Source organism: Micromonospora sp. WMMD1155 (assembly GCF_029581275.1).
Taxonomy (GTDB): Bacteria; Actinomycetota; Actinomycetes; order Mycobacteriales; family Micromonosporaceae; genus Micromonospora.
Genome location: NZ_CP120742.1, coordinates 2208135 through 2226132 on the forward strand (window position 1 = coordinate 2208135; position 17998 = coordinate 2226132).

At 71.6% G+C, this 17998-nt stretch carries 20 protein-coding genes; 11 read left to right on the top strand and 9 right to left on the bottom strand.

From position 1 onward, the window contains the following. Nucleotide 1: 1 nt before the first annotated feature. The 5 genes from O7617_RS09885 to O7617_RS09905 all read left to right on the top strand — a co-directional run bounded on the left by O7617_RS09885 (nt 2) and on the right by O7617_RS09905 (nt 4198). Nucleotides 2-640, top strand: coding sequence for a DUF4241 domain-containing protein (locus tag O7617_RS09885; RefSeq protein ID WP_282263005.1), 639 nt, complete (start codon nt 2-4; stop codon nt 638-640). A gap of 145 nt (nt 641-785) precedes the next feature. Beyond that, nucleotides 786-1457, top strand: coding sequence for an FKBP-type peptidyl-prolyl cis-trans isomerase (locus O7617_RS09890; RefSeq protein ID WP_282263006.1), 672 nt, complete (start codon nt 786-788; stop codon nt 1455-1457). Between the two features lie 188 nt (nt 1458-1645). Next, nucleotides 1646-2473 carry a hypothetical protein gene (locus O7617_RS09895; RefSeq protein WP_282264690.1) on the top strand — a complete coding sequence of 276 codons (828 nt, stop codon included), beginning with the start codon at nt 1646-1648 and terminating at the stop codon, nt 2471-2473. Nucleotides 2474-2505: 32 nt separating this feature from the next. Continuing rightward, nucleotides 2506-3159 (top strand): HAD family phosphatase, encoded by a 654-nt coding sequence (locus tag O7617_RS09900; protein WP_282263007.1) that lies wholly within the window; start codon nt 2506-2508, stop codon nt 3157-3159. 28 nt (nt 3160-3187) lie between these two features. Further along, nucleotides 3188-4198 (top strand): NADPH:quinone reductase, encoded by a 1011-nt coding sequence (locus O7617_RS09905; protein WP_282263010.1) that lies wholly within the window; start codon nt 3188-3190, stop codon nt 4196-4198. A gap of 189 nt (nt 4199-4387) precedes the next feature. On the opposite strand, the gene O7617_RS09910 is transcribed toward O7617_RS09905, so the two are convergent. Beyond that, complete coding sequence (locus O7617_RS09910) at nt 4388-6022, bottom strand: fatty acid--CoA ligase (RefSeq protein WP_282264691.1); 1635 nt, start codon at nt 6020-6022, stop codon at nt 4388-4390. A gap of 71 nt (nt 6023-6093) precedes the next feature. Here O7617_RS09910 and O7617_RS09915 point away from each other — a divergent pair, with 71 nt between their 5' ends. After that, nucleotides 6094-6585, top strand: coding sequence for an NUDIX domain-containing protein (locus O7617_RS09915; RefSeq protein WP_282263012.1), 492 nt, complete (start codon nt 6094-6096; stop codon nt 6583-6585). An 18-nt stretch (nt 6586-6603) separates the two neighbouring features. Here O7617_RS09915 and O7617_RS09920 read toward each other — a convergent pair whose 3' ends face one another. Beyond that, nucleotides 6604-7638: an aldo/keto reductase gene (locus tag O7617_RS09920; protein ID WP_282263013.1), complete on the bottom strand. Its 1035-nt coding sequence runs from the start codon at nt 7636-7638 to the stop codon at nt 6604-6606. Between the two features lie 125 nt (nt 7639-7763). Here O7617_RS09920 and O7617_RS09925 point away from each other — a divergent pair, with 125 nt between their 5' ends. After that, a complete protein-coding gene (locus O7617_RS09925) occupies nt 7764-8396 on the top strand; it encodes a TetR/AcrR family transcriptional regulator (RefSeq protein ID WP_282263014.1) in 633 nt (210 codons plus the stop codon). A gap of 3 nt (nt 8397-8399) precedes the next feature. Here O7617_RS09925 and O7617_RS09930 read toward each other — a convergent pair whose 3' ends face one another. After that, the gene (locus O7617_RS09930; RefSeq protein ID WP_282263015.1) at nt 8400-10076 is read right to left on the bottom strand and encodes an MDR family MFS transporter; all 1677 of its coding nucleotides are present in this window, start codon (nt 10074-10076) and stop codon (nt 8400-8402) included. Between the two features lie 171 nt (nt 10077-10247). Further along, the gene (locus O7617_RS09935) at nt 10248-10787 is read right to left on the bottom strand and encodes a type 1 glutamine amidotransferase domain-containing protein (RefSeq protein ID WP_282263016.1); all 540 of its coding nucleotides are present in this window, start codon (nt 10785-10787) and stop codon (nt 10248-10250) included. 159 nt (nt 10788-10946) lie between these two features. Here O7617_RS09935 and rfaE2 point away from each other — a divergent pair, with 159 nt between their 5' ends. Together rfaE2 and O7617_RS09945 are read left to right on the top strand one after the other, a co-directional pair. Next, nucleotides 10947-12764 carry a D-glycero-beta-D-manno-heptose 1-phosphate adenylyltransferase gene (gene rfaE2, locus O7617_RS09940; RefSeq protein ID WP_282263018.1) on the top strand — a complete coding sequence of 606 codons (1818 nt, stop codon included), beginning with the start codon at nt 10947-10949 and terminating at the stop codon, nt 12762-12764. Beyond that, on the top strand, nt 12761-13636 hold the full coding sequence (locus O7617_RS09945) for a glycosyltransferase (protein ID WP_282263021.1): 876 nt from the start codon (nt 12761-12763) through the stop codon (nt 13634-13636). The genes rfaE2 and O7617_RS09945 overlap by 4 nt, the downstream gene beginning before the upstream one ends. On the opposite strand, the gene O7617_RS09950 is transcribed toward O7617_RS09945, so the two are convergent. From O7617_RS09950 to O7617_RS09960, 3 genes are read right to left on the bottom strand one after another with little or no spacing between them, the layout of a single operon-like run. Then, nucleotides 13626-14732, bottom strand: coding sequence for a glycosyltransferase family 9 protein (locus tag O7617_RS09950; protein WP_282263022.1), 1107 nt, complete (start codon nt 14730-14732; stop codon nt 13626-13628). The genes O7617_RS09945 and O7617_RS09950 overlap by 11 nt on opposite strands. 8 nt (nt 14733-14740) lie before the next feature. Then, nucleotides 14741-15292, bottom strand: a complete 552-nt coding sequence (locus O7617_RS09955) for an Hsp20/alpha crystallin family protein (protein ID WP_282263023.1) — start codon at nt 15290-15292, stop codon at nt 14741-14743. After that, entirely contained in the window at nt 15292-15795 is a 504-nt protein-coding gene (locus O7617_RS09960) for a DUF2231 domain-containing protein (RefSeq protein ID WP_282263024.1), read from the bottom strand. Before O7617_RS09960 ends, O7617_RS09955 begins: the two co-directional genes overlap by 1 nt. Before the next feature lie 167 nt (nt 15796-15962). On the opposite strand from O7617_RS09960, the gene O7617_RS09965 reads away from it, so the two are divergent. Beyond that, on the top strand, nt 15963-16580 hold the full coding sequence (locus O7617_RS09965; RefSeq protein WP_282263025.1) for a pyridoxamine 5'-phosphate oxidase family protein: 618 nt from the start codon (nt 15963-15965) through the stop codon (nt 16578-16580). A 1-nt stretch (nt 16581) separates the two neighbouring features. Here O7617_RS09965 and O7617_RS09970 read toward each other — a convergent pair whose 3' ends face one another. Then, nucleotides 16582-16899, bottom strand: coding sequence for an antibiotic biosynthesis monooxygenase (locus tag O7617_RS09970; protein WP_282263027.1), 318 nt, complete (start codon nt 16897-16899; stop codon nt 16582-16584). Nucleotides 16900-16975: 76 nt separating this feature from the next. On the opposite strand from O7617_RS09970, the gene O7617_RS09975 reads away from it, so the two are divergent. Then, entirely contained in the window at nt 16976-17620 is a 645-nt protein-coding gene (locus tag O7617_RS09975) for a class I SAM-dependent methyltransferase (RefSeq protein ID WP_282263029.1), read from the top strand. 26 nt (nt 17621-17646) lie between these two features. Here the strand turns inward: O7617_RS09975 and O7617_RS09980 are convergent, their stop codons facing one another. After that, nucleotides 17647-17973 (bottom strand): hypothetical protein, encoded by a 327-nt coding sequence (locus O7617_RS09980; RefSeq protein ID WP_282263031.1) that lies wholly within the window; start codon nt 17971-17973, stop codon nt 17647-17649. Nucleotides 17974-17998 lie beyond the last annotated feature (25 nt).

A 17998-nucleotide genomic window follows, 5' to 3' on the forward strand; every position in this document is an offset into this window, starting at 1 on the left:
CATGCCGTACACCCCTGATCTGGACCGGTTGCTGACGCCCGGCGCCCGCTTCACCGACCAGCACGGCGCGTACCTGATCGAGGCCCACCCGGTGGACGACGTCGTGCTGCCGACCGGTCGGGTGGTCGGGTGCGACCCGCTGGTCTGCCCGGAGGCCGAGCCGTTCACGGTGACCGTGCCGCCGGGGCGGTATCCCGCCCGCGCCTGGGTGGCGGCGGTGCTCCGCGAGGACACCGAGGTGGACCGGCGGGTGGCCGCGTTCGAGCTGGTCGTCTCGACCGAGCCGACGATTCGTTGGGAACCGGCGGTCGCGGGCGACCAGGACGTCGCCACGCTCGGTGCGGACGACTACTTCGGGTACGGGGTGGACGCCGGCGTCGGCACCCTCGCCGACCCCACCGCGCTCGCGGTCCTGGAGGGCTGGGACGAGGAGCGGGTCGAGGAGGTCTTCATCCCGACCGAGCTGCCCTCGTCCCCGGTGCCAGGGCTCATCACCGCCGTGTTGGACGAGGCCAGCGGGGCCAACCTCGTCATCGTGACGAGCGGTTGGGGCGACGGCTGCTACGGCACCTGGATCGGTCGTACCGCCGACGGCCGGGTCACCTCGTTCGTGACCGACTTCATGGTCGTCCCGGAATAACGCCCGCCGACGTCCCGGAACCGCCGGGGTGGGCGATCCGAGGCGTGCGCGGCGGGCACAGTGGGCCGCGGTGCGGGTACCGTGTGCGTCGGCTTTCCCCCCGGCACCGGGTGCCGGCCACACTTCGCAGCAGGGAGTCGACGACGTGAGCGAGCGGACGCAGCAGACGGGCCCGGACCAGAGCCCGGCGACCAAGTCGGGGCGCCGATTGGCCGCCCAGTTGGCGGCGAAGAAGGCAGCCGACGCGAGGCGAAAGCGCAACGCGTGGGCCAGCGGCCTCGCCGCGGTCGCCGTGGTCGGGGTGCTGATCACCGTCTTCGTGACGATCGGCGGGGGCGACGACAAGCCCGAGAACCAGGCCGATGCGACGCCGTCCGCCTCCGCTCCGGCCCCCGACGCGCCCGGCGCTCCCCCCGCCCCGCAGCTCCCCGAGGGCGCCGACCCGGCGCTGGGCACCAAGCCGACTGTCACTCCGGGCACCGGTGACCTCAAGAAGCTCACTGTCACCCCGCTGATCAAGGGCACCGGTCCGGCCGTGCAGAAGGGCCAGAACATCACCACCAACTACGTGGGGGTGTTCTACAAGGACGGCAAGGAGTTCGACTCGTCCTGGAACAATGGGCAACCGGCCACCTTCCCGATCGGCGTCGGTCAGGTCATCCCCGGCTGGGACCAGGGCCTGGTCGGCGTGACGGTGGGCAGCCGGGTGCAGCTCGACATCCCGGGCGAGTTGGCGTACGGCAACGACGAGGCGAACGCCGGTGGACGCCCGACCGGTCCGCTGCGCTTCGTGGTGGACGTCCTCGCCGCTCAGTGACCTGACCGAATCGCCCCGGTTGTCCGCTGGTCGCGATGGAGTTGTTCACATGGGGCTTCCGGCCCGTCACCCACCGGCAGTAGGTTCGGCGTCACCCCGGGCGGTGCACGCCCGGGGTGAGCATCCGTAACCGGGACGCGGAGGTGCGTGTGACGGCGTTGGACGAGGCTGGACGGACGGCCCGCGTGATGTGGGCGTACTTCGAGCCGGTGCACGCGGTCACCTACCTCCACCCACGGGCCCGCGCCGCGTACGAGGCGGTCGGTCTGCGGGGCTACTGGCGGGGCTACTTCGCCGGCCGGGCCGCGCCGCTGGGCGCGACCGAGGCGGCCCCGGTGATCGCCGCCTTCTTCAACTTCGCGCCGCCGATGGTCACCCGGGCGCTGCCTGCGGTGTGGCGGCTGGCCACCCCGCAGGAGGCGCTGCGCGCCCGCCTGACCGGCGCGGTGCAGGCGCTCGCGGAGCTGACCTACGAGCTGCCGGAGTCGCACCTGGCGGAGGCCGCCGACCTGCTGGAGCGGGCCGCGTCGGCGGTGCAGACCGCCGGGCGGGTGCTCGGCGCGGCCAACGCCGCGCTGCCGGTCGGGGAATACCCGCTGGCCCGGCTCTGGCAGGCCGCCACGACGCTGCGCGAGCACCGTGGCGACGGGCACGTGGCGGCGTTGGTGGCCGCCGGGCTGGACCCGGTCGAGACGCTGACCTGGCGGGTGGCGGCGGACGGCTCGCAGCCGCAGTACCTGTTGGGCCGGGGATGGTCCGAGGAGCAGTGGAAGGCCGCCCGCGAACGCCTGACGCAGCGGGGCTGGCTGGCCGGGGACGGCACGGTCACCGAGCACAGCCGGGCCGAGTTCGAGGCCGTCGAGGAGGCCACCGACCGGGCCGCCGCCCACCCGTGGCAGGCGCTCACCCCGGGCGAGACGGACCGGCTTCGGGAGCTGTTGGACCCCATCGCCCGTTCCTGCCACACCCTGGTCCCGGCGGAGAGTCCAGTCGGGCTGCCCGCGCTGCCCGGCTGACCCGGCAGGCACCGGTCGGGCAGGATGGTGCCGTGACGGATGCTGTGGTATTCGACCTGGACGGCGTGATCGTGGATTCCGAGCCGGTGTGGGAGGAGGTCCGCCGGGCGTACGTGGCGACGCACGGCGGGACGTGGCAGTCGGACACCCAACGTCGCCTGATGGGGATGAGCACCGGCGAGTGGGCCGACTACCTCAGCGGCGAGTTGGGCGTGGACCGCACGGCCGAGCAGGTCGCCGTCGAGGTCGTCGAGGAGATGACCCGGCGCTACCGGGACCACGTACCCCTCATCGACGGCGCCGACCAGGTCGTCCGCCGGATGGCCGCCCGCTGGCCGCTGGGGCTGGCCAGCTCGTCACCGACCCGGCTGATCGAGGCGGCGCTGGCCGCCACCGGCCTGACCGACGCGTTCGGCGCGACGCTCTCCACCGAGCAGACCGAGCGGGGCAAGCCCGCGCCGGACGTGTACCTGAGCGTCGCGGGACGCCTCGGCGTCGACCCGGCTCGCTGCGTGGCGGTGGAGGACTCGTCGAACGGGGTGCGGTCCGCCGCCGCGGCGGGCATGCGGGTGGTGGCGGTGCCACACGGCTCGTACCCTCTCGACCCGGACGCCGCCCGGCTGGCCACCGTGACACTGGGCGCGATCGGTGAGCTGACCCCGGAGCTGCTGGACGACCGGGGTTGACAGGGGCCGGGCGGGGTAGAGACCACGAATGAAGGCCATCGTGTACGAGCGCGCCGGTGACCCTTCGGTGCTCAAACTGGTCGACCGGCCGGTGCCGGAGCCGGACGCGGGCGAGGTTCTGGTGCGGGTCGCGGTCTCCGGGGTCAATCCGACGGACTGGAAGTCCCGCCGCAGCTCGGCACCGGACGGATGGCAGATTCCCGGGCAGGACGGCGCGGGGGTGGTGGAGGCCGTCGGCGAGGGAGTCGACCCGGACCTGATCGGTGAGCGCGTCTGGATCTGGGAGGCGGCCTGGCAGCGGCCGTGGGGGACGTCGGCGGAGTACACGCTGGTGCCGGTCCGGCAGGTGGTACGCCTCGGTGACGCCCCGTTCGAGCTGGGGGCCGCCCTGGGCATCCCGTTCCTCACCGCGCACCGCTGTCTGACCGCCGGCGAATTCATGCCGGACACGCTGCGCGCCGGTGCGTTGGCGGACCACACCGTGCTGGTGCAGGGCGGGGCGGGCGCGGTCGGCAACGCCGCGATCCAGCTCGCCCGGTGGGCCGATGCCACGGTGATCGCGACGGTGAGCAGTGCGGAGAAGGCACAGCTCGCGGCGGCCGCCGGCGCCTCTCACGTGATCGACTACCGGAAGCAGGACGTGGTCGAGGAGGTCCACCGGATCGCCCCCGACGGGGTGCACACGATCGTGGAGGTCGCCCCGGCCCAGAACGCGGCGGTGGACGTGCAGGTGCTGCGACACGGCGGGGCGGTCTGCGTGTACGCCGACAACGGGGGCGCCGACCTGACGATCCCGGTCCGCCCACTGATGGTGCCGAACGCGCGCTGGCAGTTCGTGCTGGTCTACACGGAGCCGAAGGCGGCCAAGGCGCAGGGTGTCAAGGACGTGGCGGCGGCGGCCGGCCAGGGCGCGCTGCGGGTCGGCGCGGTGGCCGGACTCCCCCTGCACTACTACCCGCTGGCCGATACGTCAGCGGCGCACCAGGCGGTGGAGGACTCGACGGTGGGCAAGGTCCTGGTGCGAACCAGCGACGCCTGATCGGGTCGCGGACCACCCGATTTCCCCGTCATCAGGACAGAGGCGAAGAAGTTTCGCAACAATGACGGTGCGGGTCGTCCCGCGTGGAACGGGCGGCCCCGGCGCGGTGCGAACGCCGGGGCCGCCCTCCCGGGGAAGGATCTTCAGGAGTTACCCCTGCCCCAACAGGCGACAGTGCCGGGGAAAACGTTACGGGGCTGTCAGCTCCCGGACACTCAGCTCACCCTCGGCGTACCGCGATCGGACCACCTTCTTGTCGAACTTGCCCACGCTGGTCTTGGGCACCGCGTCGATGAACGCCCAGCGCTCGGGCAGCTGCCAACGCGCCACCGAGTCGGCCAGGAAGTCCCGCAGCTCCTCCGCGGTCACCGAGGCACCCTCGCGAACCACGACGGTGGCCAGCGGTCGCTCGTCCCACCGCTCGTCCGGCACTCCCACCACGCACGCCTCCAGCACCGCCGGGTGGGCCATCAGGGCGTTCTCCAGCTCCACCGACGAGATCCACTCACCCCCGGACTTGATCACGTCCTTGGCGCGGTCGGTCAGCGCGATGTAGCCGTCCGGCGAGAGGGTGCCCACGTCCCCGGTCCGCAGCCAGCCGTCGCGGAACTTCTCCTCGTCCGGGGCGTCGTCGCCGACGTACCTGTCGGTCACCCACGGCCCCCGGACCTCCAGCTCGCCCACGGCCGCGCCGTCGGCGGGCAACGGCTCGCCCGACGGGCCGACGATCCGCGCCTGCACGCCCGCCGGCACCCGCCCCTGCGTGTAGCGGTAGCGCCACGCCTGCTCCCCCGTCACCCCGGCGGGTGGACGCGAGACCGACCCCAGCGGGGACATCTCGGTCATCCCCCAGGCGTGGATGACGTCGATGCCGTGCCGCTCGTCGAACGCGTGCATCAGCGCCGGCGGGCAGGCCGAGCCACCGACGATCACCTCGGTGAGCGAGGAGGTGTCCACGTCGTGGCTGTCCAGGTACGCCAGCAGATCCGTCCAGATGGTCGGCACCGCACCGGCCAGCGTGGGCCGCTCGGCGGCGATCATCTCGGCGATCGGCGCGGCCTGGAGGAACCGGTCCGGCATGATCAGCGACGCGCCGGAGAGGAAGGCGGCGTACGGCAGCCCCCAGGACATGGCGTGGAACATCGGCACGATGGCCAACTCCCGGTCGGTCGGCCCGAGACCGAAGCCCTCCGGCATGCACACCTGCAACGAGTGCAGGTAGATCGACCGGTGCGAGTAGGCGACGCCCTTCGGGTTTCCGGTGGTGCCCGAGGTGTAGCAGAGTGCCGCGGCGTCACGCTCGTCCACCTCCGGCCAGTCGTACGCCTCGGGCCGGTCCGCGAGCAGCGCATCCCAGTGATGAACCGTGATGCGCTCGCCGGCTGCCGCCACCAGCGGTGCCGGGTCACCACCGCCCACCACCACGACGTGCCGCACCGTGGTCAACTCGCCGATCACCCGGGCCAGCAGCGGGATGAGCGTGGTGTCGACGAGCACCACCCGGTCCTCGGCGTGGTTGGCGATGTAGGCGACCTGGTCGGGAAAGAGCCTGATGTTGAGCGTGTGCAGCACCGCACCCATGCTCGGCACCGCGAAGTAGGCGACCAGGTGCTCGTTGTTGTTCCACATGAAGGTGGCGACGCGCTCGTCACCGGTCACCCCGCACTCGTCGCGTAGCGCGTGCGCCAGCCGGGCGGCGGAGCGACCCACCTCGGCGTACGTCATCCGGCGGGGTTCGGCGCCGGTCCAGGTCACCACCTCGGCCGTGCCGTGCACTCCCGCGCCGTGCTCGAGGATCCGGGAGACCTGGAGTGGGGCGTCCATCATCGTGCTACGCATGGGTAACAAGCTAGTGTCGCGGGTCACACGTTGGGAACCCCCGTAAGTTGGCGCAGGTGAGCATCTCCTGGGCCGACTCGTACGTAGGGCAGTTGCGCGCAATCGCCGGGGACCGGACGCTGATGTTCGTCGGCGCTCGTGCCGTGGTCAGCGACGACGCCGGACGCATCCTGCTGATTCAGCGCTCGGACAACGGTCAGTGGGCCATGCCGGCCGGCGCGATGGAACTCGGCGAGTCGATCGCCGACTGCGCGGTCCGCGAGGTCCGCGAGGAGACCGGGCTGCGCGCGTTGCGGGTGTGCGCGTTCGCCCTCTACACCGGCCCGGACCGGACCAGCACCAACATGTACGGGCACACGTACCAGGTGTTCACCACGGCGTTCAAGGTGGAGGAGTGGGACGGGCAGCTGGCCCGGGTCACCGACGAGACCACCGACGCGGGCTTCTTCGCCCGCGACCGCTTCCCGACCCCACTCTCCACGTCGGTCCTGGAGACCCTGGCCGACCTGGACGTCTTCGAGCAGACGAACCGGCTGATCCTGAAGTAGGTCGGCCCCCGGGTCGCCCTACTGCGGGTGGCGCATCCCGGCGAAGAACCCCTCCTGGATCCAGTTCGGGTACGCGACCGGCAGCTTGGTGGCCTCGTCCAGTTCGGTGAGATCCTGCTCGGTCAGGGTGAGGTCCGAGGCGGCGATGTTGTCCACCAACTGGTCCAGCTTGCGCGCGCCGACGACCACGCTGGTCACGGCCGGCCGGGACAGCAGCCAGGCGACGGCGACCCGGGCGGGGCTGACGTCGTGCCGCTCGGCGACGCCCTTGAGCACGTCGACCACCCCGAAGGCGTGCTCCGGGTCGAACGGCGTGAAGCTGGTGTAACCGGGCTGGGCGCTGCGCGCGCCGCTGTCGGCGACGGTGCCGTCCCGGCCGACCTTGCCGGAGAGGAAACCACCGGCGAGAGGGCTCCACACGGTCAGCCCGACATTCGCGTCGAGCGCCATCGGCACCACGTCGCGCTCCACGTCCCGCCCGAGCAGGGAGTAGTACTCCTGCACGGAGACGAAGCCGGCCAGCTTCTCCCGAGCGGAGATGCCCAGCGCCTTGGAGATCTGCCAGGCGGCGAAGTTGGCGCAGCCGATGTAGCGGACCTTGCCCTGTCGGACCGCGTCGTCGAGCGCGCGCAGCATCTCCTCCATCGGGGTGACCTGGTCGAAGTTGTGGATCTGGTACAGGTCGATGTGGTCGGTGCCCAGCCGGCGCAGGCTGTCCTCCAGGTTCTGCATGATGTGCAGCCGGGAGGTGCCGACGTCGTTCGGGCCGGGCCCGGTCCGCGAGTGCACCTTGGTCGCCAGCACGACGTCGCGACGCCGCTTGCCGAGCGCCCGGCCGAGCAGCTCCTCGCTCTCGCCGTCGCTGTAGCCGTCCGCGGTGTCGACGAAGTTCACGCCCGCGTCCAGCGCCGTGTCGACCATCCGCTGCGCCTCGGGCAGGTCCAGAGCACCGAGGGTTCCCCAGAGCGGATGCCCGCTGCCACCGAAGGTCATCGCGCCGAGCGAGATCTCCGAGACGTACACCCCGGTGTTGCCCAACAGCCGGTACTTCACGTGTGTTGCTCCTCGTGGTGGGTCGGAGGCCGAGGTCAGGCGCCCCGTGGTCACTATGTCGGACACTGTGTCCGGCAAAGAGCGTACGTCGCCGCCCCCACCCCCGGCCACCTAGGATTCCGGCTATGCCCTCGATCACCCGCCGCCGCCCGCGCAACCCCGACGGTCGGGCCGCCGTCGAGGCGCGGGTACTGGCGGCCACCGAGCGCCTGCTGCGGGAAGGGACCCGGTTCACCGACCTCGGGGTGCAGCGGATCGCCGCCGAGGCCGGAGTGGCGCGGTCGACCTTCTACACCCACTTCCGGGACAAGAGCGAACTGCTCATGCGCCTCGCCGGCACCATGCGGGAGACCTCGTTCGGCCGCACCGGCGAGTGGAGTCCGGCCGGGCCGGGCGACCCGTTCGCGGCGCTGACCGAGGTCTTCGCCGACGTGATTCGGATTTACCGGACATACGCCCCGGTGCTGGCAGCGGTCAGCGAGGTCGCCGCGTACGACGAGGTGGTCCGGGAGTACTGGGCGGCGGGGCTGGAACGGTTCGTGACGCGCACCGCGCAGGCACTCCGCATCGAGCAGCAGGCCGGACGTACCCCCGCCGACCTGGACGTGACGGCGGCCAGCCGGCTGATCGTGGTCGGCGGTGACCGCTTCCTCGCGGACCACGTCAGCACCACCTCGGCCGACCCCGAGACCGACGCGGCGGCGGCCCGGGAGTTGGCCGCGACCTGGTGGTACGGCGCCTACCGACGCCCCGCCTGACACTCAGATCATCGTCTGGGACTTGGCCTCCATGTCGGCGGCGGCCTCGTCCTTGGATTCGCGGGTCAGCGGCTTACCGCCCGGGGAGGGCGCCTTACCGCCGAGCGGGTCCGCGCCACCGGTTGCGCCCTGCGGGCCGGCACCGCGCAGCTGGGTGTTGGGCAGCGTCAGCGTGACCACCACCGCCAGGATCGCGATCACGCCGGCGGTCAGGAAGACCATGTCCAACGCGTCGACGAAGGCTCCCTGGATGGCCGCGCGCACCGGCGCCGGCAGGGCCAGGATGGTCGCCGGATCGTTGATCGAGATGTTGGAGCCGCCACTCGCCGCCACCGCGGCCTGCTCCTCCGGCGGGAGTTGCGCGATCGCACCGGGCAGCCGGTCCGCGAGTCCGCCGGTCAGCCGGGACGAGAGCACCGTGCCGAGGATCGCCACCCCGAACGAGCCGCCCAGCGACCGGAAGAAGGTCGCCGAGGAGGTGCCGGCGCCCAGGTCGCGTACGGACACCGCGTTCTGCACCGCGAGGATCAACGACTGCATGCACAGGCCCAGCCCGACGCCGATCACCACCATGAACCCGAAGGCCACCCAGAGCGAGGTGGTCACCTCCAGGCTGGTGAACAGGAACATGCCGACGAGGAGGGTCACCGAACCGGCCACCGGGAACCACTTGTACCTGCCGATCCGGGTCATCGCGCGGCCGGTCAGGATCGAGGTGATGATGATGCCGGCCATCATCGGCAGCATCAGCAGACCGCTGCGGGTCGGCGAGGCGCCCTTGACGATCTGCAGGTAGAGCGGGATGAAGATGATCGAGCCGAACATCACCAGACCGATGATGAGCAGCGCCGAGTTGGCCAGCGCGAAGGTGGCGCTGCGGAACAGCCGCAGCGGCAGGATCGGTTCGGCGACCCGGGCCTCCTGGAGGACGAAGAGCACCCCCAGCACCGCGCCGACGACGAACAGACTGATGATCACGCCGGAGCCCCAGGCGTACTCGTTGCCGCCCCAGCTCAACGCGAGCAGCAACGCACTCACCCCGGCGACCAGCAGGCCGGCACCGAGCCAGTCGATCGAGTGGTCCCGGCGTTCGAACGGGATCAACCGCATCACGTGGTAGCAGACCACGATGGCCAGGACCGCCAGCGGCACGTTGATATAGAAGATCCACCGCCAGTCGGTCTCCGCGAAGTACCCACCGACCAGCGGCCCGGCCACCGACGAGATCCCGAAGACCGCACCGAACAGACCCTGGTAACGACCCCGCTCCCGGGGGGACACCACGTCCGAGATGATGGTGAACGCGAGCGTCAGCAGACCACCCGCACCGAGGCCCTGGATGCCCCGGGTGATGATCAGCTGGGTCATGTTCTGGGACAGCCCGGCCAGCAACGACCCGACCAGGAACGTGCCGATCGAGAAGAGGAAGACCGGTCTGCGCCCGTACAGGTCGGCCATCTTGCCGTACAACGGCGTCGACGCGGTCGAGGCGAGCAGGTACGCGGTGACCACCCACGAGTAGTGGTTGATCCCGCCCAACTCGCCGACGATTGTCGGCAGGGCTGTGCCGACGATGGTCTGGTCGAGCGCGGCCAACAGCATCCCGGTCATCAGACCGACCATGAGCAGTCGGATCTGCTGACGGTTCAGCACCGGCGCGTCGGAGGCTTCGGTGGTCATGTGCCCTTCTATCCGGCGAGCCGAGGAACATGCGCCCAACCCCCCGAAAACCCCCGCCATCTCTGTTGATCAAGAGGTTTGCGTCAGGGAACACCGCGAAAATGACGCAAACCTCTTGATCAACGGGAACGAGAGCGGGGGTGGGTTGGGTGGGTGGGTGGGTGGGGGCGGTCAGGCGGCGAAGGTTTGGGTGATCTTCTGGCAGAAGGCGGGGAGGTCATCGGGGTTGCGGCTGCTGGTCAGGTTGCCGTCGGTCACACACTCCTCGTCCACCCAGGTCGCGCCCGCGTTCGTCAGGTCGGTACGCAGCGTCGGCCAGGAGGTGATCCGCCGGCCACGCACCACGTCCGCCTCGATGAGCGTCCACGGGCCGTGACAGATCACCCCGACGGGCTTGCCCGCGTCGAAGAACGCCTTCACGAACCGCACCGCGTCCGGGTCGCCCCGCAGGAAGTCCGGGTTGGCCACCCCACCGGGCAACACCAGCGCGTCGTAGCCGGCGGCGTCCGCCTTGTCCGCAGTCACGTCCACGTCGTACGTCTTGGACTGGTCCAGATGGTTGAAGGACTGGATCGTGCCGGGCTTCAACGAGACCAGCTCGACCGTCGCGCCGGCGTTCTCGACCGCCTCGCGCGGCTGGACGTACTCGACCTCCTCGACGCCGTCGGTGGCCAGGAACGCGATCCGCTTGCCGTGCAATGTCGCTGCCATGTCGGTACATCTCCTTTCCGGGGGTACCCCAATCCCCTTCCCCGCCCGGAACGCCCGAAACAGCTCCGACCGGTGACGAACCACCGAAGGGCGTACGACCAGCGGCGGGACCGCCGGGGCCCAGGTTTGGCCAGGAAGGCGGTGGGGACCCGGGGAGGCATGGCAGGAGCAGCAGCGGAACAGCGCCGGCTCGCCACCGTCGTGGAGAGCTGGCTCGGACGCCCAGTCCTGATCGTCGGTGACGCCATGTTGGACGAATGGCGGTTCGCCGACTCCGATCGGCTCTGCCGGGAGGCACCCGCTCCCGTCCTGACCCTGCGCAGACGCATCTCCGCAGCCGGTGGCGCCGCGAACACCGCGGTGAACGTCGCCGCGCTCGGCGGGCGCGCGGTGCTGGTGGCACCGGTCGGCGCCGACGTGGCCGGCGACGAACTGCACGACTGTCTGGACCGCGCCGGCGTCTGGGACCGCACCGTCAACCAACCGGGACGGCCCACCCCGGTCAAGCGGCGAATGCTGGCCGGCAACCAGATCCTGCTCCGGGAGGACTCCGGCGACCCGGACGACGCCCTCGACCCGGAGGGCGTGAGTCGGCTGCTCACCGCGCTGAGCTGCGCGACCGAGGAGCTGCGCGCCGCCGCCGGTGGGGAGGCGCCGACCCTGGTCGTCTGCGACTACGGCCTGGGCGCGCTGCCCGCGCCGGTCCGCGCATGGCTGGTCGAGCAACGCGAGCGGTACGCCACCGTCGCGCTGGACGCCCACGACCTGGCCGACTGGCGAGGGCTCGCGCCGACGGTCGTCACTCCCAGCTTCGCCGAGGCGACCCGACTGCTGGCCCGAGCCGCCGGTACGACCCGACCAGCCGGCGGGACCGAACTGCACCTGGAGCACCCGGACGTCGACCCGGCCGACGGGCCCTCCGAGATGACCGCCGGCGCGGCACCGGGCGCGGTACGCGCCGACGACGTCGCCGACCGCCCCGGTCCGGTCGGTGAGCCCGTCCGGGGTGAGGGTCGGGTGGCCCTCACCGGCGACGGCCTCAGCGTCACCGGCACCGGCGTCACGGTGAACACCCAGGCCGGGGAGGGCGTGGACCGGGCCGTCCTGGCCGAGTCGCGGCTGGCCGAGTTGCGCGCCCACACCGGCGCGGACGTGGTCGCGGTGACCCTGGACACCGAGGGGGCGGTGGTCGGCGGTGCCGAGGGGGCACCACGCCGCAGCCACAGCACCCCGGTTCCGGCCAGTCACGCCGTGGGCGCCGGGGACGCGTACCTGGCGGCGATGACGTTGGCCCTGGCCGCCGACGCGCCGCTGCCCACCGCCGCCCAGCTCGCCCAGTTGGCGGCCACCATCACCGTCTCCGACACCGGCACCTGCGTGTGCCGCCGGGAGGACCTGCTCACCGCGCTCGACCGACCGACCGGCGCGACGGACCGCTCCGCGTTGGTCGGCACCGACGAGTTGGACGCGATCGTCGCCGAGTACCGCGAGGCGGGGCGGTCGGTGGTGTTCACCAACGGTTGCTTCGACGTGTTGCATCGCGGGCACGTGCGCTACCTGGAGCAGGCCCGAGCGTTGGGCGACCTGCTCATCGTGGCGGTCAACTCGGACGGCAGCGTACGACGGTTGAAGGGCCCGGACCGCCCGGTCAACCCGGTCGAGGACCGGGGTGCCCTGCTCGCCGCGCTGGCCTGTGTGGACCACGTCGTGGTCTTCGAGGAGGATTCGCCCGCCGCGCTGATCGAGGCGGTCCGGCCGGACGTCTACGTCAAGGGCGGCGACTACCCACCGGAGCTGGTCCCGGAAGCCCCGCTGGTGCGCCGGCTGGGCGGCCAGGTCCGCACCCTCGGGTACGTGCCGGACCGGTCCACCTCCGCGATCATCGAGCGGATCCGGTCGCACAGTCAGGACGCGGCCCCCCGCGCCACGGACCGGGTGCCCGACGAGTCGCTGAGCACCCGCACCCAGGCGTCGTGAACCGCCCCCTCGACCTCGGCGCCCCGGCGGAGTTCCGCGCCGACCGGCTGCTCGACGTGCTGATTCCGACCCGGAACCGGCCCGCCGAGTTGGCGGTCACCCTGGCCGGGCTCGCCGCCCAGGACGGGGTGCCCGGCTTCGGGGTGGTGGTCAGCGACCAGTCCGACGGGGAGCCCGCGTACGCCCACCCCGCCGCGGCCACCATGGTTCGGGCGCTGCGCCAGGGAGGGCACCCGGTGCTGCTGACCCGTCGGCTGCCCCGCCGGGGGTTGGCCGAGCATCGGGCGTACCTGCTCGCCGCCTCGGCGGCCCGGTACGTCCTCAACCTCGACGACGACATCTGGCTGGAGCCGGGGGCGGTGCACCGGCTGGTCACCGCGATCGGTGAGCTGGGCTGCGGGTTCGTCGGCAACGGCGTGCACGGGCTCTCGTACCTCGACGACGTGCGGCCGGAGTCGCACGGGCACTACGAGGAGTGGATCGGCCCGCCGACTGCGGAGCGGATCCGCCCGGACACCCCGGAGTGGGGTCGCGCCCGGATCCACTCGGCGGCCAACCTCCTGCACGTCACCGAGCAGTTGGCGCTGCCGCCGGGCGCGTGGCGGGCGTACAAGGTCTCCTGGATCGGCGGGTGCGTGCTCTACGACCGGGCCAAGCTCGTCGACGTCGGCGGGTTCGACTTCTGGCGTCGGGTGCAGGAGAAACACCAGGGTGAGGACGTGGCCGCACAGCTCGCGGTGCTGGCCCGGTACGGCGGGGCGGGCATCCTGCCCAGCGGCGCGTACCACCTGGAGTCTCCGACCACTGTCACCGACCGGGACGTCGAGGCGTGGGAGGTGGTCCTCGCCGAGGAGGGCGCGCCTACGGGTTGAGCAGCTCCCGGGCCGCTTCGAGCACCTCGACCACCGGCACGTCCGCCACGAACGAGTCCCGGTGTGGGCACTCGCCGTCGCCGGGGCGGTGCGGGTAGATGCCCGGTGTGCAGTCCACCCCGCAGACCGGGCAGTGCACCGTCCAGGAACAGATCGGCCGATGCCGGCCCCGCAGCGGGTTCGCCGTGTTGATCAGGTTACCGACCCAGAAGATGCCCACCGTGGACGTGCCCACCGCGGCGGCCACGTGCAGCGGGCCAGTGTCGTTGGAGACGACCAACGCGCAGTCGGCGTAGCAGCCCAGCAACCCGCCGAGGCTGAGCGTCCCCACCTGCGGCCGGACCGGAACCCCGGCCGCCGCGACGACCCGGTCCACCACGTCCTGCTCGGCGGGCGTACCGGTGACCAGCACCTCGTAGCCGTCACCATGCAGCTCGCGGGCCACCTCGGCGAAGCGCTCGGCGGGCCACCGACGGCGGGTGTCGCTGGCCCCCGGGTGCAGCGCCACCCGGGGTCGGTCCGCCGGCCCGAGCACCTGGGCCGCTTCGGCCCGGTCGGCGTCGGTCACCGTCAGCGTCGGGGTGATGGTGGTGGCCGGTGCCCCGACCAGCGCCACCACCTCCAGGTAGCGGATCACCTCGTGCTGGTAGTAGACGTAGCGGAGCCACCGGTCCAGCGGCGGCGCGTCGTCGGCCCGCAGGCCGACCGTCACCCGGGCACCCAGCCGACTCATCAGCGGGTTCGAGTTGGCGCCGCCGCCGTGGATCTGCACCGCCAGGTCGAAACCCTCGGCGGAGACCGCGGCCACGAAGTCGTCGATCGACGACTCCGGCTCACCCGGGTCGGGCGTCCGGATGCCGGGGGCCGGCGGCACCACCAGCACCCGGTCCACCGGGCCCGGCCGGTCGCGCCAGAGCTTCGCGTGCCACGGCGCGCCGAGCAACACGATCTCCGCCGAGGGGTACGCGGCCCGCAGCGCGTCCAGCGCCGGCAGGACGAAAACGAAGTCACCGAGCGCGTTGGCGCGCAACACGGCGATCCGCCGCACGTCGGGAAGGCGCTCGGGGGTCGGGCCGAGCACGGACGGGGTGACCACGCAGACCGCTACTGCCGGTCGATCTCGCCGACGGTGTCCGGGCGGTGCAACTCCCGGTCCGCAGCGGGATCGGCCGGCATCGGCGTACCCGTGGAGGGTCCACCGGAGCGCGGCCCGGTGCGACCGACGGTGATGGTGCGCGGCACGGGCCGGGACGCCCGGGGCAACCGGACCCGGAGCAGGCCGTGGTCCATCACCGCGTCGATGGCGTCCGGGTCGACCCGGGCCGGCAGGTCGACGCGGTACTCGAAGCCGCGGGTCTCGAAACCGCCGGGAATGCCCTGGTCGGCGTTGACCTCCGCCTCGGAGCGGGCGCGCACGCACAACTCGCGGTCGTCCAACTCGACCGCCACCTCCTCCGGGGCGACGCCGGGCAGCCGGACGACGACCTCCCAACCGTCCGAGGTCTCGGTCAGTTCGACGTCGGACGCGCCGGCCCGGCCGCCGACCAGGCGGCTCAGCTCGGCGCGCAGCGACTGCAACTCGCCCATCGGGTCCCAGCCCTGCTGTCGGCCGCCCCGCCAACCCCGGCCGAAGCCGCCGGTCTGCTGCTCGCTCATCACACGTCTCCGATCCGCTGAGCCGCCGCGGGCGGCCGTAGTGAACTGGGCGCGTCCAGGTTGGCGTCGTGGTCGACGCCCACCCCGAGCCGGTCGACCAACTCGCCGCCCAGCCAGGCGCTGATGCCGAGGATCGCCACAGCGACCACCTCGATGGCGATCAGCGCGCCGCCGGCAGCACGGGAGTCCGCGTTGAGGCGGACCGCCCACACGGCCGCGAAGAGCAGGATCACCGCGACGTTGGCGGCGGCGTGCAGCAGACCCACCCGCTTGGCGCGGGTGCCGGTCGGGATCGCCAACAGGTCGAACGAGCCGGCAGCCGCGGCGAGCAGGCCGCCGATCAGACCCACCGTGATGTTCCAGTACGCGACCTCGCCCAGGAAGTCGGGACCACCGACGGTGTCGACCACGTCGAACAGCACAGCCGTGACCAGCAGCGCGACCGGGAACATGACCAGCATCGGGTGGACTGGATGGCCCAGCACCTTGAGTCGGCTCTCCATCTCCCGGCCTCCACTGGTCGGCGTCCTGCGGAACGGTCTCATTGCGGGGGGCGCTCAGGTCAGGCCCTACCCCCGACAACCGGGCACAAACCTCGTGCTGGTCAGGGCGGCCTAGGCTGACGAACGGTGCTACCCGCCAACGGGTCAACGCCTGAGGGAGGAGCAACGTGACGGTGGAGATCACTTCCCACGAGGAGCTGCGCGCCCTGCTCGGTACGCCGAACGCACGGGCCGCCGACAAGGAACGCACCCGCCTGCACGAACGGGACCGCGAATGGCTCGCCGCCTCGCCGTTCTGCCTGGTGGCCACGGCCGGCGCGGACGGCAGCTGCGACGTCTCCCCCAAGGGCGACCCGGCGGGCTTCGCCCTGGTGCTGGACGACACGACGATCGCGCTACCCGAGCGGCCGGGCAACAAGCGGGCCGACGGTTACCACAACATCGTCGACAACCCGCACGTCGGGCTGCTCTTCGTCATCCCCGGGCGGACCGACACGCTGCGGATCAACGGGCGGGCCCGCCTGGTCAGCGACGCGCCGTGGTTCGACGACATGGTGGTCAAGGGGCACCGGCCGGTGCTCGCCGTGGTGGTGGAGATCGAGCAGATCTTCTACCACTGCGCGAAGGCGTTCCTGCGGTCCGCGTTGTGGAAGCCGGACACCTGGCAGCCCGACCTGCTGCCGTCCCGCGCACGCCTGATCAAGGAGGTGGAGGCGCCGTCGGAGAGCCTCGAAGACCTGGAACGCCACTACGGCCCCGACTACGCGCAGACCATCTACGCCTGAGTCACGGGCGCACACCCCCGTCCACGCCCAGGCCGCCCACCACTGTGGTCTCCTGACCCGTGAACTCACCGGTGAGCATCGGCATGGCGCGGCCGATGGCCGCCCTCGTCTCGGGAAGCCGCAGGGAGGCGGCGTGGTGCTCCTTGCTCTGCCACACCTCGCTGACCCAGATGGTGGCGTCGTCGGTCGCCGAGACACTCACCAGGTAGAGGTCACAGCCCGCTTCCCGAAGGCCGTCCGCGCCACTCATCAGGATGGCCACGACGTCATCACGGCGACCCGGCTTCGCCTTCATCGATGCGATGTACCCGTACGACACGACAACTCCCCGTTCTCGGTGACTCTCGTGAGGTCACCGTAGAACGCAGAAGGTGCCGTGATCTAGCGTTGCCGCCGTGGACGGTGACGACTGGTTGGCAGACACCCGCACCTCGTACGACAGGGTCGCGGTCGACTACGCCCGTCTGGTGCACGACCTCCTGGCGCAGTCACCACACGAACGGGCGGCTCTGGCGTTGTTCGCCGAACTCGTCGGCGCGGCCGGAGGCGGGTCGGTCGCCGACGTGGGCTGCGGAACCGGGCGCATCACCGCCCACCTGCGCACACTCGGCGTCGACGCCTTCGGGATCGACCTCTCACCCGGGATGATCGCGGTGGCCCGCCGGAATCATCCCGGCCTGAGGTTCGAGGTCGGCTCGATGACCGACCTCGACCTGCCCGACGGTTCGATCACCGGCCTGATCGCCTGGTACTCACTGATCCACATCCCGGACGACCAGCTCGGCGCGGTCTTCGCGCACTTCCGGCGGGTGGTGCGTCCCGGTGGTCCACTGCTGCTCGGCTTCCACGTGGGCGACGAGACGACGGTCAAGACGGAGGGCTACGGCGGCCACCCGATGAAGGTCGACGTGCATCGTCGCCAGCCCGCCCAGCTGGCAGGCCGGCTGCGGGCGAGCGGTTTCCGGGTCGAGTCGCAGACGACTCTCACCTCGCCCGAGAGCAGACTCGGAGGGATCATCCTCGGGCGGCGCGAGACCTGACCCGGGCACTTCCTCCGTCGGTCAGATCAGGAACTGATGCCCATCAGGTCGGGAGCGTCGTCGTCCCCACCGGAGCTGACGTCGGTGCCGCGATCGTGGTAGCCACGCCAGTACGCCTGCTGCGGTGCCCGCGCCACCGATACCACCACCACCCTGATGCCGCCGGCCAACTGTCGGCTGTTGACGATCAGGGCGGCCACCGAGGCGGCGGCGGCGATCGCACCGACGGCGAAGGCCCGACCGGACACCGCGCCGTCCCAGTCGATCGCGGCGACCAGCACGGTGGCCAGCCAGCAGAGTCCGGCAACGGCGATGACGATATTCGCGGCCTTTGACTGAATGCGAGTATCCACGAGGGGCTCCGATCTGTGCTGGGCG